This is a genomic window from Flexivirga meconopsidis (genome assembly GCF_026162425.1).
Classification (GTDB): Bacteria; Actinomycetota; Actinomycetes; order Actinomycetales; family Dermatophilaceae; genus Flexivirga; species Flexivirga meconopsidis.
In genome coordinates this window covers 108,450-122,639 of the sequence record NZ_JAOBQJ010000003.1, presented here as the reverse complement: position 1 = coordinate 122,639, position 14,190 = coordinate 108,450, and the positions used below count along the sequence as shown (strand labels likewise).

The 14,190-nt window shown below is 70.5% G+C and carries 12 protein-coding genes and 1 riboswitch; of the genes, 5 read left to right on the top strand and 7 right to left on the bottom strand.

The features are described 5' to 3' along the window. Positions 1-51 precede the first annotated feature (51 nt). From N2M23_RS10325 to N2M23_RS10310, 4 genes are read right to left on the bottom strand one after another with little or no spacing between them, the layout of a single operon-like run. Positions 52-912 (bottom strand): ECF transporter S component, encoded by an 861-nt coding sequence (locus tag N2M23_RS10325; protein WP_265445313.1) that lies wholly within the window; start codon positions 910-912, stop codon positions 52-54. Continuing rightward, positions 909-2,480, bottom strand: coding sequence for an ABC transporter ATP-binding protein (locus tag N2M23_RS10320; RefSeq protein ID WP_265445312.1), 1,572 nt, complete (start codon positions 2,478-2,480; stop codon positions 909-911). Before N2M23_RS10320 ends, N2M23_RS10325 begins: the two co-directional genes overlap by 4 nt. Further along, a complete protein-coding gene (locus N2M23_RS10315) occupies positions 2,477-3,574 on the bottom strand; it encodes an energy-coupling factor transporter transmembrane component T family protein (RefSeq protein WP_265445311.1) in 1,098 nt (365 codons plus the stop codon). The genes N2M23_RS10320 and N2M23_RS10315 overlap by 4 nt, the downstream gene beginning before the upstream one ends. Next, entirely contained in the window at positions 3,571-4,638 is a 1,068-nt protein-coding gene (locus N2M23_RS10310) for a hypothetical protein (protein ID WP_265445310.1), read from the bottom strand. Before N2M23_RS10310 ends, N2M23_RS10315 begins: the two co-directional genes overlap by 4 nt. Before the next feature lie 73 nt (positions 4,639-4,711). Beyond that, positions 4,712-4,834: riboswitch (cobalamin riboswitch) on the bottom strand. Positions 4,835-4,878: 44 nt separating this feature from the next. On the opposite strand from N2M23_RS10310, the gene N2M23_RS10305 reads away from it, so the two are divergent. From N2M23_RS10305 to N2M23_RS10295, 3 genes are all read left to right on the top strand, one after another. Next, complete coding sequence (locus tag N2M23_RS10305) at positions 4,879-5,523, top strand: nucleoside/nucleotide kinase family protein (protein ID WP_265445309.1); 645 nt, start codon at positions 4,879-4,881, stop codon at positions 5,521-5,523. 161 nt (positions 5,524-5,684) lie between these two features. After that, positions 5,685-6,290: an RNA polymerase sigma factor gene (locus N2M23_RS10300; protein ID WP_265445307.1), complete on the top strand. Its 606-nt coding sequence runs from the start codon at positions 5,685-5,687 to the stop codon at positions 6,288-6,290. After that, the gene (locus N2M23_RS10295; protein WP_265445306.1) at positions 6,287-7,174 is read left to right on the top strand and encodes a hypothetical protein; all 888 of its coding nucleotides are present in this window, start codon (positions 6,287-6,289) and stop codon (positions 7,172-7,174) included. Before N2M23_RS10300 ends, N2M23_RS10295 begins: the two co-directional genes overlap by 4 nt. On the opposite strand, the gene glpK is transcribed toward N2M23_RS10295, so the two are convergent. Next, the gene (gene glpK / locus N2M23_RS10290; RefSeq protein ID WP_265445305.1) at positions 7,175-8,683 is read right to left on the bottom strand and encodes a glycerol kinase GlpK; all 1,509 of its coding nucleotides are present in this window, start codon (positions 8,681-8,683) and stop codon (positions 7,175-7,177) included. 50 nt (positions 8,684-8,733) lie between these two features. Then, a complete protein-coding gene (locus N2M23_RS10285; RefSeq protein ID WP_265445304.1) occupies positions 8,734-9,471 on the bottom strand; it encodes an MIP/aquaporin family protein in 738 nt (245 codons plus the stop codon). A 188-nt stretch (positions 9,472-9,659) separates the two neighbouring features. Between N2M23_RS10285 and N2M23_RS10280 the strand changes: the two genes are divergently transcribed. Next, positions 9,660-11,387 (top strand): glycerol-3-phosphate dehydrogenase/oxidase, encoded by a 1,728-nt coding sequence (locus N2M23_RS10280; RefSeq protein WP_265445302.1) that lies wholly within the window; start codon positions 9,660-9,662, stop codon positions 11,385-11,387. A 4-nt stretch (positions 11,388-11,391) separates the two neighbouring features. Here N2M23_RS10280 and N2M23_RS10275 read toward each other — a convergent pair whose 3' ends face one another. Beyond that, on the bottom strand, positions 11,392-12,516 hold the full coding sequence (locus N2M23_RS10275) for a PQQ-dependent sugar dehydrogenase (protein ID WP_265445300.1): 1,125 nt from the start codon (positions 12,514-12,516) through the stop codon (positions 11,392-11,394). 173 nt (positions 12,517-12,689) lie between these two features. Between N2M23_RS10275 and N2M23_RS10270 the strand changes: the two genes are divergently transcribed. After that, positions 12,690-14,159 carry a PQQ-dependent sugar dehydrogenase gene (locus N2M23_RS10270; protein ID WP_265445297.1) on the top strand — a complete coding sequence of 490 codons (1,470 nt, stop codon included), beginning with the start codon at positions 12,690-12,692 and terminating at the stop codon, positions 14,157-14,159. Positions 14,160-14,190 lie beyond the last annotated feature (31 nt).

Here is a 14,190-nt window from a genome sequence, read left to right as displayed (position 1 = left end):
GGATAAGTGAGCCTCTCGGTGATAAGTGAGCCTCTCGGCGGGGGGGGGTGGTCAGTCGGCGCTGCGGAGCGGGTCGAAGGAGGCGCGGCGGGCGGCCCGGCGAAGGACCGACAGCACCGGACGGCCGAGCACCGCGAGCGCGACCGCGTTGGTGATCGCGCGGCCGGTGTCCCAGCCGCCGGTCGAGGTGACCAGCGTGTAGACGCCGAAACGGTGCAGGTTGGTCCAGAGCGACGCGCCCGGCACGTAGGCGAGGTTGGCGTGCTCGGCGAGATCGGTGCCGGCGACGAAGGGCCAGAAGTAGAGGTTCATCAGGGCGCCGAAGAGGTAGGCCGCCACGACGCCGTACCCGATGAGCATGACGATCTCCCGCACGCCGCGCACCCGGCGCGGCAGCAGGCCGGCGCCGCAGCCGATCCATGCCGAGCAGATCATCTGGAACGGCAGCCACGGTCCGACCCCGGCGGTCAGCAGCGCGGAGGTGAACATCGACGTGCAGCCGAGCACGAACCCGAATCCGGGACCGAACGCCCGCCCGGCGAGGATCAGCAGGAAGAACACCGTCTCGATGCCGGCGGTGCCGGCACCGACAGGGCGCAGCACCGCATCGACGGCGGACAACACCCCCAGCATCGCCAGGGCCTTGGAATCCATTCCGCCGTCGGCAAATTGGGCGAGCACGATGACGACAAGGATCGGCAGCGCGATCGCGAAGACCAACGGAGCGTCCCCGGCGTGCGCCTGCCCGCCGGTCGCCGGATGCGCCAGCAGCGGCCAGGCGAACATCGCCAGTCCGGCGATCGAGGCGAGCACCAGAGCGACGACCGACCGGGGGCCGAGCGGCACCGCGCTGCCGCCGAGCCGGGTGACCAGGTCCCGGTCGGGCGGGCGGTTGCGGGTGGTGGCGCTCATCGGGCAACACTGTCCGGCATTGCCCGGGCCACCTGGTCGACGGTCAGGAAAGGTTGCGGGGCAAGGATTTTGGCCACCTGCGGCGCGAAGATCGGCGAGCTGGCGATCACCTCGGCGGTCGGGCCGTCGGCGATCACCTCACCCTCGGCCAGCACCACGACCCGATCGGCGGCCTGCGCCACGAACTCCACGTCGTGCGTCGCGACCAGCACCGCGTGCCCTTGTGCGGCAAGGGAATCCAGCTGCTCCACGAGCGCGGCCTTGGCACGATAGTCGAGCCCGCGGGTGGGCTCGTCCAGCAGCACCACCCGCGGCCCGGCACTGAGCTGCACGGCCAGCACCAGTGCCAGCCGCTGCCCCTCGGACAGGTCACGCGGGTGCTGTGCGCCGTCGATGCCCGGTGCGAGCGCGTCGAGTATGTCGCGGGCCTGCGGCCCGGCGGCCGCACACTCGGCATCGACACTTTCCAAATAGAGCAGGTCCGACGCGGTCTGCGGCACCAGACCGACCAGGCCCCGCTGCGACGCCGTCTCGATGCCGTCCACCCGCACCGATCCGGCGGCGCGCGGCCCGCTGCCCTGCAATGCCCACTGCAGCGACGACTTGCCCGAGCCGTTGCGCCCCATGAGTGCGGTCACGCTGCCGGCGTGCAGGTCGACGTCGACCTGGCGTACGGCGACCCGGTCGCCATACCGCACGGTGACGCCGCGAGCCTGCAGCACGACGTCGCCCGGCGCACGCCGGGTCGTCGTCGGCGCGGTGAGCGAGTCCCGGAGCGGCCGCGCCGCCCGGCGGGCGTCCCGCACCGACAGCGGCAGCGGGGCCCAGCCGGCCAGCCTCCCCAGCTGTATGACGGGGGGCGCGACTGGCGAGTCGATCATCATCGTGGCGGGGTCTCCCGCGCGCACCGCGCCACCCCCGGGCAGCACGATGACCGAATCGGCATACTGCACAGCGCGTTCCAGCCGGTGCTCGGCCATCACCACCGTGGTGCCGAGGTCGTGGACGAGACGGGTGATCGCCGCCAGCACGTCCTCGGCAGCACCCGGGTCGAGCGCGGAAGTCGGCTCGTCGAGCACCAGCACCGATGGGGCTGACGCCAGGGCTGCGGCGATCGCGACGCGCTGCTGCTGCCCGCCGGACAACGCTGCGAGCGGACGCGCTCGCAGCTCGGCAATGCCGAGCAGGTCGAGGACCTCTTCGACCCGCTTGCGCATGGTCGCCGGTGGGACGGCGAGTTGCTCCATGCCGTAAGCGATTTCGTCCTCGACAGTGTCGGTGACGAAGCCGGCGAGCGGGTCCTGGCCGACGCGGCCGACGACATCGGCCATCTCCCGTGGCGGGTGGGTGCGGGTGTCGTAGCCGCCGACGGTGACCCGGCCGGACAGCCGACCGCCGGTGAAGTGCGGCACCAGCCCGTTGATCGTGCCCAGCAGCGTCGACTTCCCGACGCCGGTGCCGCCGACCAGCAGAGCGAGCTCGCCCTCCTCGATGTGCAGGTCGACGTCCGCCAGGGTGGCCGGACCATCGTCGGCGTAACGCACCCCTAGGCGCTGCAGGTCGATCATGCGGTTGCCTCCCTGGTCCGCGACAGAACGGGCGCGGGTGACGCGACCACGGCCAGCAGGCCGGCACACGCGGCCACCAGCGGGAGCACGCCAAAGACCGGCCACGTCGCGGGCAGCGTGTCCGGGTGCAGGTCGGCGGGCGCGACGTCGGTGGCCCACACCATCAGAGCCGCCGACAAGGCGCCGCCGGCCGCGACGCCAATTGCACTCAGGTCAAACGGATCCGGCCGATAGCGGGTGACCCGCCGCCCGATCGACGACACCACGACACCGGCGACACCCAGCACGAGCCCCGCGATGAACACCGGCCATCGACGCGTTTCCGGCGCTCGCTCGTCGAAGAGCCCGTAGGCGCCGACGCAGACGCCGATCAGTCCGACGATCGTCATCGCGCCGGTCAGCAACCGGCGTCGGGACGACGCACTTCCGTGCCGTCCGTAGCCGCGCGAGTCCATTGCCGCCGCGAGCGCCAGCGAGCGGTCCAGGGCGTCCGCCAGCACAGGCACGATGGTCATCCGCACCAGGTGCCGCCGGCTGGTCGCGGCGTCGTGCCGCAGCCGCTGCGCGCGACGCACCCGGCCGAGGCTCTCCGCCAGCTGCGGGAAGACCGAAACCGCAACAACCACAACGGTGCCGATGTCGTAGAGCCCCATCGGCACCGACTTCAGCAACCGCTTGGGGTTGGCGAGCGAGTTGGCCGCGCCCAGGCAGACCACCATGGCGGCGAGGTGCAAACCGTCATACAACCCGTCGAGGAGCGACGAGGAATAGATCGGCCCCAGCAAGTGGATGCCGGCAGCGAAGGAAGGCAACGGGATCGACGGCAGGTCGATCAGGACGGTGCCACCGCCCGGGCCGCCGAGGAGCACCCGAAACAGCATGCGTATGGCGACGATCGCGGCACCCAGCGCGAGATAGACCCGCAGCGACCGCGACCACGGCGCATCGCCGCGGCGCAGCAGCACAACGAAGCAGGAGACTCCGATCAGCAACAACAGCAGGATCGGGTTGGTCGTGCAGGCCGCCGCTACCGCGAGGCCGAGCGCCCAGATCCACCAGGCGACCGGGTGGACCGAGCGCGGCAGTCGCCTCACCCGGAGGTGCGGCGCCGGACGATCGCCACCGCAGCGCCGCCGACTGCGAGCGCGGCGAGCACACCACCGCCGATGAGCGTCGTGGCGTTGAGCCCCGAGGACTTGTCCTTCTTGGCGTCGTCGATCATCTTGTCGCTGTCGCCGATCGCCGGACCGCCGGCCGCGACGGCGCCGTCGGACCCTGTGGCGCTCGCACCGGCCGCGGCGCTCGACGACGAGGACGGCGACGCGGATGACGACGACTTCGCGGACGCGGATGACGAAGCTGACGGTCGCGCGCCCGACGAGGCGGAGCCGGTCGCGCTCGCGCCTGCCGAGCCGGGCGCGGCTGACGACTTCCCGGCGGCCGCGCCGGCCGACCCTGCCGCCGACCGGGCCGCGGACCCCTTGCCGCTCGAACCAGCCTGCGGCGCAGTGGTTTTCGACCCATCGGGGCTGCCCGCCGGCGGGTTGGTGGCAGCCGGGCGGGTGGCGCCGGGCGCGGTCGTCTTCGGAGCGGGCTTCGCGGTGCTGCTCGGCTTGGGCGCCGGAGACGCGGCGCCCGGGCGTTTCGGCGCGACGCCCGGTGCGGGCGCCGACGTCGCTGTCGAGGAGAACCGGAACCCGACGAAACCGCCTGCCGTCACGGTCTGTTCGCTCACGCCTGCACTCGCGAACGCCCACTTGCCACCGTTGGCTGCCTGCCAGACGCTCCAGAATGTGTTGCCCGGCCTGACGCAACCCTCGTGGCCACCGCCGGGCAAGGTGCGCGAGGCGGCCGGCTCGCCGTAAAGCCGACAAAGGAATCCGGGCTGTCGCTGCATCCACTGGATCGGGATGCCGGCCGCCTGCACCGCGTCCAGGTCGGTCGCGCCCCCGCCGACCCCGGGCGCGCAGCGGATCGCGATCCCCTTGCCGATCGCGCCGAAGTCGACCACCACCGTGACGCCGGAGGCGTCCTTGCAGTAGCCGTTGTAGCCGGCGGCCTGCGCCGGAGCGGCGCTGCCGACATACGCAAGGGTGGTCGCGCAGCCGGCGAGTGCGACGGCGGTGGCCGAACGCAGCAGACGGGATGGGGCGGGCATGGGGTCCTTTCGGGGACACGGGCCCTCATGCGACGGTGCGCCTGAGACTGCAACCCGCGACAGTCGTTCTCGCTCAACTCAGCTGCTCAGGTATTCCGGCTCGCGACGAGGTCGCTCACGGCTGCGCGACAGCGCCGGACTCACACCGGCTTCCCCTGTCACAGCTGCGGTGCCGATCGGCACCAACTAAAAAACGGTAGCACTTGCGCCGCCACCGCCCGTGCCGCAGAGTCACCGGTCATGACCGCCGGCACACCTGCGCTGCTCACCGTGGACGAGGCAGTGGACGCGCTGCGTGCGGCACTGCGTCGCCGGACCCGAGTGCTGGCCGGCCTCACCGGCGCTCCCGCGGCCGGCAAGTCGACGCTCGCGGCGCGGCTCGCCGAGGCCGCCGAAGCCTGCGGCCTACGCACCGTCGTGGTGCCGATGGACGGCTTCCACCTGGCGCAGGAGGTGCTCGACGCGCGCGGCTGGGGCTCGGTCAAGGGTGCGCCGCACACCTTCGACGCCGCCGGGTACGTCGCCCTGCTTCGTCGGCTGCGCGGCGAACCGGGCACGGTGTGGGCGCCGGAGTTCGACCGCTCGCTGGAGCAGGCGATCGCCGGTGCCATCGAGGTCGGGCCACAGGTGCAGGTGGTGATCACCGAGGGCAACTACCTGCTCCTCGACGGCCCGCCGTGGGACGGCGTACGCCCGCTGCTCGACCTCGCCTGGTATGTCGAAGCCCCCGACGAGTTGCGCCGGCAGCGGCTGATCGCGCGGCACGAGCACTACGGCCGGTCCCGGTCCGAGGCCACCGACCGGGCGCTCGGCACCGACGAACGCAACGCCGCCCTGGTGCGGGCCTCCCGCGGGCGCGCGAGCGCCGTCATACGAGTGGAGTGAGCACTTCGACACCCGAAGCATGCAACCTCGGGACCCGCCATACGTCCTCCCAGGGTGACCACATTCGCAACACCCAACGCAGCGGGCACCGGCCGGCGCTGCGCAACACCGGTGTGGCCGGTCACGGATGGCACTGGATATCGTCGAGGAGGTCACCCGCGATGACTGTGGTCAGCGACTCGCTCGGGGCGACCTACGGCCAGGCGCGTGCTACTTGGGAGGAGCGGTTCGGTGACCGCGTTCGCATCCGGACGCACCGGGCGATGAGCGCAGACGCGCCGGTCGATCTCGCCGAGCTCTACCGCACCCATCACCTGCAGATGGTGCGCCTGGCCCGGCTGCTGGTCGACGACACCGCGAGCGCGGAGGACGTCGTCCAGGAGGCCTTTCTCGGCATGCACCGCAACCAGGCGTCGCTGCGCGACTCCGGTGCCGCGGTCGGTTACCTGCGCCAGGCGGTCGTCAACCAGGCTCGCTCGATGCTGCGTCGTCGACGCACCGTCCGCGAGCACCTGAAGGTCGCCGAGCCGGACATCGCGCCGGCCGCGGACAGCGATGTCCTGCTGGCCGAGGAGCACCAGGAGGTGCTGCGGGCGGTCGGCCAACTGCCGCAACGGCAGCGTGAGGTGCTCGTGCTGCGCTACTGGTCGGACATGTCCGAGGCAGAGATCGCCGCCGCGCTCGGCATCAGCAAGGGAACAGTGAAGTCACAGGCAAGCCGGGCCATGGCGGCCCTCACCACGATCATGCAGGGAGGCGACCAATGACTGCGCACGACGACTTGGAGCGCCGCCTGCGCGAGGCATTCGAGGCCAAGGCGTCGCAAGTCACCCCCGAATCCCTCGACCGGGACCGGGAGTCGGACTTCGAGCGGCAGCTCGCCACGACCGCGGCCCGCCGCGGGCCGCGGCGGGGAGTCCTGGCCGGTGCCGGGCTGCTCGCCGCCGCAGCAGCGGCGGCCGGCGTGCTCGCCCTGACCATCCAGCCGGACGACAACGGCCGGGTGGTCGACGCGGCGCGCACCGTCACCCAGAGCAGCAGCGTCACGGCACCGACGTCGGCACCCACCGCCTCCGGCTCGACGGGTATGACGCAGCCCACGCAAGGCACGCAGCGCACCGCCCAACCCGGCCCGCAGCAGCCGCAGGGCAGCACCACGACCGCGCCATCGCCCGACCGGGCGACGCCAACGACGACGCAGAGCGCGCCGTCACCGACCACATCCAGTGCGGAGCCCTCGCCGTCCTCCGAGCCGGTCAGCCCGTCGGCTGCCGGCTCCACCCCGGACCGCTCGATTCAGCTGGCGCCACGCGCCGCGGCGCCGCCGCTGATGTCGAGTGATCTGCCGCAGGCGTCGGGCCTCGCGCCGGATGTCACCTACGACGGCCCGGTGCCGCTCTTCGCAACCCTCGAGGACGGCAGCGGCGCGACCTACAGCATCCCGATGCCGGCCGGCACAAAGTGGCTGGTCATCAACGGCTCCGGCCCGCGCTACCGGATCCTGTCGGCCCCGAGCTCGATCGCCGACTACTGGGCGGCGGCCCTGCCCGGGCAGGGCTGGGTGCAGTCGGGCGCCGGCTGGACGTTCCCGGGCACGTCATACACCGTGTCGCTGTCGGGCGACGTGGTGTTCGCCGGCTACGGCGGCTAGCTACTCCGCGTCGACCCAGTCGAGCGTGCGCTGCACGGCTTTGCTCCACTTGGCCATCAGCCGCGTGCGGTCCTGCTCACTCATCTGCGGCTCCCACCGCTTGTCCTCGGCCCACTGCTTGGTCAGCTCCGCCTCGTCCTTCCAGAAGCCGACCGCCAGGCCCGCCGCGTATGCCGCGCCGAGCGCCGTTGTCTCGGTGATCTTCGGCCGGATCACCGGCACGTCGAGCAGGTCGGCCTGGAACTGCATCAGCGTGTCGTTGCCGACCATGCCGCCGTCCACCTTGAGCTCGGTCAGGTCGACGCCGGAGTCGGCGTTCATCGCGTCGACGACCTCCTTGCTCTGGAAGGCAACGGCCTCCAGCGCGGCCCGGGCGATGTGTCCCTTGTTCGCGAAGCGGGTGAGCCCGACGACCGCGCCGCGGGCGTCACTGCGCCAGTGCGGCGCGAACAGCCCGGAGAACGCCGGCACCACGTAGACGTCGCCGTTGTCCTCGACCGACTTGGCGAGGTCCTCGACCTCCGGCGCGGCCTTGATGATCTGCAGGTTGTCCCGCAGCCACTGCACGAGTGACCCGGTGACCGCGATGGAGCCCTCGAGCGCGTAGACCGGCTTGGCATCGCCGATGCGGTAGCAGACGGTGGTGAGCAGACCGTTCTTGGACAGCACCTTCTCCTCACCGGTGTTCAGCAGCACGAAGTTGCCGGTGCCGTAGGTGTTCTTCGCCATACCCGGCTCGAAGCAGACCTGCCCGAACGTCGCCGCCTGCTGGTCGCCGAGGATCCCGGCGATGTCGACTCCGGCGAGCACACCGCGCTCGCGCACCTTGCCGTAGACCTCCGAGGAGGACACGATCTTGGGCAGCATCGACTTCGGCAGGCCCATCTCGGCGACGATGTCGTCGTCCCAGTCGAGGGTCTCCAGATCCATCATCAGCGTGCGGGAGGCGTTGGTGACGTCGGTCGCGTGCACGCCACCGTTGACGCCGCCGGTCATGTTCCACAGCACCCAGGTGTCCATGGTGCCGAAGAGCAGGTCGCCGGCTTCGGCCTTCTCGCGTGCACCCTCGACGTTGTCCAGGACCCAGCGCGCCTTCGGTCCGGCGAAATAGGTCGCGAGCGGCAGGCCGGTCTTGGCCTTGAACCGGTCCGGCCCCTCGCTGCCGGCCAGTTCCTGGCAGATCTTGTCGGTGCGGGTGTCCTGCCAGACGATTGCGTTGTAGACCGCCTTGCCGGTGTTCTTGTCCCAGACCAGCGTCGTCTCACGCTGGTTGGTGATGCCGACCGCGGCGATGTCGGAGGCAGACAGGTCCAACTGCGCCAGCGCCTCGGCGCACACCTTGCGAGTGTTGTCCCAGATCTCCTGCGGGTTGTGCTCGACCCAGCCCGCCTTGGGGAAGATCTGCTCGTGCTCCATCTGGGCGACGGCCTTGATGGCACCGTCCTGGTCGAAGATGATGCAACGGGTGCTCGTCGTGCCCTGGTCGACCGATGCGATGTACTTGCTCATATTCGCTTCCTTCGCTCAATTCTATTCTGTCGTATGACGATTGACGTCGCTCAGCTGCTGTACCAGTGGAAGATCAGACCTCCGAGGATGCCGCCGACGATCGGGCCGACGACCGGGATCCACGCGTAACCCCAGTTGCTGGAGTCCTTGTTCGGGATCGGCAGCACCGCATGCGCGATGCGTGGGCCGAGGTCACGCGCGGGGTTGATCGCATATCCGGTGGGGCCGCCGAGGCTGGCACCGATGCCGACCACGAGCAAGGCCACCGGAACGGCTTCCAGAATCGTGCCCTTGCCACCGTCCCAGGCTCCGAAGCTCAGCGCACCGAAGACCAGGATGAAAGTGCCGATGATCTCGGTGACCAGGTTCCAGGCGACGTTGGGGATCAGCGGGCCGGTCGAGAAGACCAGGCTGGGCGCATCTCCGCGCTCGTCGAACTGCTTCTTGTATGCCGCCCACGCGATCACGGCACCGATGAACGCACCGATCATCTCGGCGCACAGATAGACCGCGATGGAGCTCAGGTCGACCGCGATGCCGGGCACGAATTCCTTCGCACCCGAAGCCCAAATACCAAGCGTCACAGCAGGATTCAGGTGTCCGCCCGATTTGTAGGCGGCGTAGACACCGGCGAGCACGCCGATGCCCCACCCGAAGTTGATCATCAGGTTGCCGCCCTCGTAGCCGTTGTTCTTCGGGAACACGGCGTTCGCGACCACACCGACACCGAGGATGATCAGGATCGCGGTGCCGATCACCTCACTGAAGAAAATGCCCCACAGGGTCATCGAAAAGCCTTCCGCTCGAAGCGCAGGCGGACGGCGAGGCGCTCCCCCGGTCCGCCAGGAACCCGCTCAGTGTGGCCCATCTCGCATCCGTTCCGCAGCAGGTCGGCAACCTTGCGGCCGCCGCGAGCCACGGCGACGGACGCGCTTAAGCTGACAGATGTCGTAACGGATTTCGAGGGAGCCCAGTCATGGTCATGCAGCCGTTCACCGCACAACTCGGACCCAAGGAACGTGCCCAGTCCTGGGAAGAGTTGCAGGAACGCGAATTCGACGTGCTGGTGATCGGCGGCGGCGTGACCGGTGCCGGCGCCGCGCTCGACGCGGCTACCCGTGGCTTGCGGACCGCGCTCGTCGAGGCGCGAGACTTCGCCAGTGGCACGTCGTCACGCAGTAGCAAGCTCTTCCACGGCGGCCTGCGCTACCTGGAGCAGATGAACTTCGGCCTGGTCGCCGAGGCCCTCAAGGAGCGCGAGCTGATGCTCACCACCATCGCACCGCACCTGGTGCACCCGGTGTCGTTCCTCTACCCGCTGTCCCACCGCGGTTGGGAACGCCCTTATGTCGCAACGGGTTTGGCAATGTACGACCAGATGGGTGGCGCCCGGTCGGTGCCCCGTCAGAAGCACCTGACACGCGGCGGCGCCCTCAAGCTCTTCCCTGGTTTGAAGTCCGATGCCCTGGTCGGTGCGGTCCGCTACTACGACGCGCAGGCCGACGACGCTCGACACACCCTCACCGTCGCTCGCACGGCGGCGCACTACGGCGCCGTGGTGCGCAACTCCACCGAGGTCGTGGAGATCCTCAAGGAGGCCGACCGGGTCGTCGGTGCGGTGGTGCGCGACGTCGAAACCGGCGAAACCGCAACAGTACGAGCCAAAGTCGTCATCAACGCGACGGGCGTGTGGACCGACGACGTGCAGAAGATGAGTGGCGGCCGTGGCCGCTTCCGGGTGCGCGCGTCCAAGGGCGTGCACATCCTGGTCCCGCGCGACCGGATCGCCGGCGAGGTCGGCCTGATCCTGCGCACCGAGAAGTCGGTGTTGTTCGTGATCCCGTGGGGTCAGCAGTGGCTGATCGGCACCACCGACACCGATTGGACCCACGACCTGGCGCACCCCGCCGCTACGGCCCAGGACATCGAATACCTGCTGGAACACGCGAATTCGGTGCTCGCGACCCCGATCACCAAGGACGACATCCTCGGGGTCTACGCGGGTCTGCGTCCGCTGCTGGCGGGGGAGAGCGAGGACACCAGCCAGCTGTCCCGCGAGCACGCGGTCGCCCGACCCCAGCCCGGCCTCGTCTCCATCGCGGGCGGGAAATACACCACCTACCGGGTGATGGCGCAGGACGCCATCGACGTCGCCGGGAAGGACCTCGGTGAGATCAAGGAGTCGGTGACCGAGCACGTGCCGCTCGTCGGCGCTGACGGCTACGCGGCGATGGTCAACCTGACACATGAATTGTCAGCAGAGACAGGGCTTCCCGAGTGGCGCATCGAGCACTTGCTGGGCCGTTACGGGTCCAAGCTGGACGAGGTGCTGGCGCTCGCGGCCGACGACCCGTCGTTGCTGGAGCCGGTGAAGTCGGCCGAGAACTACCTGCGCGTCGAGCTCAAGTACGCCGTGACGCACGAGGGGGCGCTGCACCTGTCGGATGTGCTCGCGCGCCGCACCCGGATGTCGATCGAGACCAAGCATCGCGGTGTCGACGCCGCAGCCGAGACGGCCGACATCATGGCCGACGTGCTGGGCTGGGACGAGGAGACCAAGCGGCGCGAGATCGAGACCTACCGCGAGCGGGTCGCCGCCGAGCGCGCCTCCCAGGAGCTCGACAACGACAGCGACAGCGATGCGGCGCGGCTGCGCGCGCAGGAGATGCGGCAGGGGCTGCGGAAGGTCACTGCCACCAAGTAACGCATCAGCGCAGCGCCGACGGCTCGACGCGCAGGATCCGGTCGTCACCGGGGTTCGGCGCGCCGCGGCCGTCGGTGTTGTTGGTCAGCACCCACAGCGCACCGTCGGGCGCGACCGCGACGTCGCGCAACCGGCCGTAGCGGCCGACGAAATACTCCCGCCCGGTGCCGGGCGAGGCGACCGGCACCGCGCGCAGCCGCCGCCCGCCGAGGCAGGCGATGTAGATCGTCCCGCCGGTGATCGCAATGCCGCTCGGGCTCGCCTGCGAGGTCGGCCACTGCTGCACGGGGTCGACGTATGGCGGATCCGACGCCCTGCCCTCGTGCACGGGCCAGCCGTAGTTGGCGCCGCGCCGGATGACGTTGAGCTCGTCCCAGGCGTTGGCGCCGAACTCCGCCGCGAACATCGTGCGGTCCGCAGCCCACGCCATACCTTGCACGTTGCGGTGGCCGAGCGACCACACCGGACTGCCGGGGAACGGGTTGTCCGGCGGCACCTGACCGGTGGGGGTGACCCGCAGGATCTTCCCGGCCGGTTTGGTCCGGTCCTGCGCTGCCTGTTGGTCCGATGTGTCGCCGACCGCGACGTAGAGCATGCCGTCCGGGCCGAACGCGATGCGGCCGCCGTTATGAATGCCCGCCGCCGGCAGCCGCTCCAGCACGACCTTGCGATCACCCAGCCGGACCTGCGAACCGGACTTCGAAATCGCATAGCTGACAACGTGATTGGCGTCATCGGTGCCGGTGTAGTAGACCGTGAGGCGGTCGTCGCGCACCGCCATACCGAGCAGGCCGCCCTCCCCGCCGTGTCCGACACCGGGCACGGTCGCCACCTCACGCGTGCGGTCACCGTCGAGTTGCAGGATGCGCGCGTCGTCGCGCTGGCTTAGCAGCGGGGCCGCACCGGCCCACACAACCGACCACGGCGCCCGCAGGCCGGTTGCGACGTCGGTCACCGCCGTCTGGGGGACCGTGCCCGAGGAGCTGGCGCCGGACCGGCTCGATGCGCCAGCCGACCCGCCGCTCCCGCCGCTGCACGCGGCGAGGAGGCCCACCACCGAGGCCGCACCCGCTGCGACCGCGGCGCGGCGCGTCGGACCTGCGGCATCCGGCTGCGGCAGCTGCGGCATCGGACCTCCCTCCCGGGCTCGTGACCCCATCGTAGGTCGGCAGGTGCCGACGCCAGATCCAGCGGACGGGCAGGGGACGTTCGGCACTTGCACATCTTGACACTCGTCTGGCAGGGTCGCCCTTCGTGCTTGTCACCCGTCAAGCACGAATCGACCGGGGAAGATCGACACCGATGGCTCAGCGGGCAGCCCGCTCTCACCGTTTCGCGCTCAGCACCCTCGCCGCATTACTGCTTCTCGGCCTGCTCGGCGGCCTCGGGCTCGCGTCCTCGCCGGCCTCGGCGCAGGAACGCGGGGCCGACCGGATGACCACGAGCACGCTCTGGGACAGCCAGACCCCGCTGGTCGACGGGCGTGGCCAGACCGCACCCGGCCTGCGCGGTGCGCGAAACAAGGACGGCGTCGCGCAGGTGCGGTTCGGGCCGTTCGGCGACGCGGTGGTCGCCGAGAAGAGCGGCCGGATCGTGTGGTTCGGCAGCACCTGGGCGCGCAGCGGCACCGTACTCACCGGGCCGGACGGGCGTGATCTGTCCGATGACACCCTGGTCGTCGGTGACGATGGCCTGAGCAGCGTCGCGCTCGACCCGGGCTGGCCGTTCCGGCCCTACGTCTATGCGTTCTACCTGTCCAACGCCAAGCTCGACGGGACCGGCCGATTGACCACCGCTGACTGCCCTCCGGACGGCCGGTGCATCGCCGACGCGAAGATCGTCCGGCTGCGGGTCGGGACCCGGTTCGCCGGCGGCCGTTTCGTGAAGTACATCGCCGGTCGCACGACCCTCGTCGACTCCGGCTGGTGCCAGGCGGTGCGGACCCACGGCATCGGTGACCTGCTCTTCGGGCGTGACGGCACGCTCTACGCGTCGGCCGGGGACGGCACGCCGGAGTCAGGCACCTGGGACGACACCACACAGCGTCGCGCCTGCGCCGCACAGGTCCCGGCGAAGTACCCGAGCCGGATGGCGCCGCTGGACGCGCGCGACCCGGCCGTTCACCCGTCACTGAACGGCAAGATCATCCGGATCGACCCGAACACCGGCGAGGGCGCTCGAGGCAACCCGTGGCAGGCGTCGGACGACCCGAACCGCCGCCGGATCATCGGGCTCGGCTTCCGCAACCCGTTCCGGATGACATTCCAGCCCGGCACCGGCGCGCTCGCGATCAGCTCGATCGGGCAGGGAAGGGACGAGGCGATCTACGAGGTCGCCCAGCCCCTCGCGGGACCGTCAGCGGTCAACTCCGGCTGGCCGTGCTGGGAGGTCGGCGAGCGCTTCCAGAACGGCCCGCTGTGCGCCGGCCTGTCCCCCTCCGCCGGCACGGTGCTGCGTCCCTCCATCCAGTGGCGGCACGGGAAGCCGCTCACCCCCGGCGAGCCCTGCCCGACCGGCAAGGGCAGTTCGGCGATGGGTGTCGCCTACGCGCCCGACTCCTGGTGGTTGCCCGCTCGATATCGCGGCAACCTGTTCTTCGGCGACTTCGCCCGCGGCTGCGTCTGGACCCGCTCACCCGGCGGCGCGCCGCGCTTCCTCGCCCAGTTGCCGGCGCACACTATGCGCAGCATCACCGCCGGACCCTTCGGGGGCATGTACTTCGTGGACTACCAGCAGGGCGCGGTCCGCCGGTTCAACCTGTGGGGCGGGTGAGACGGTAGGGCCGGGCCCGTCGCGTCATACA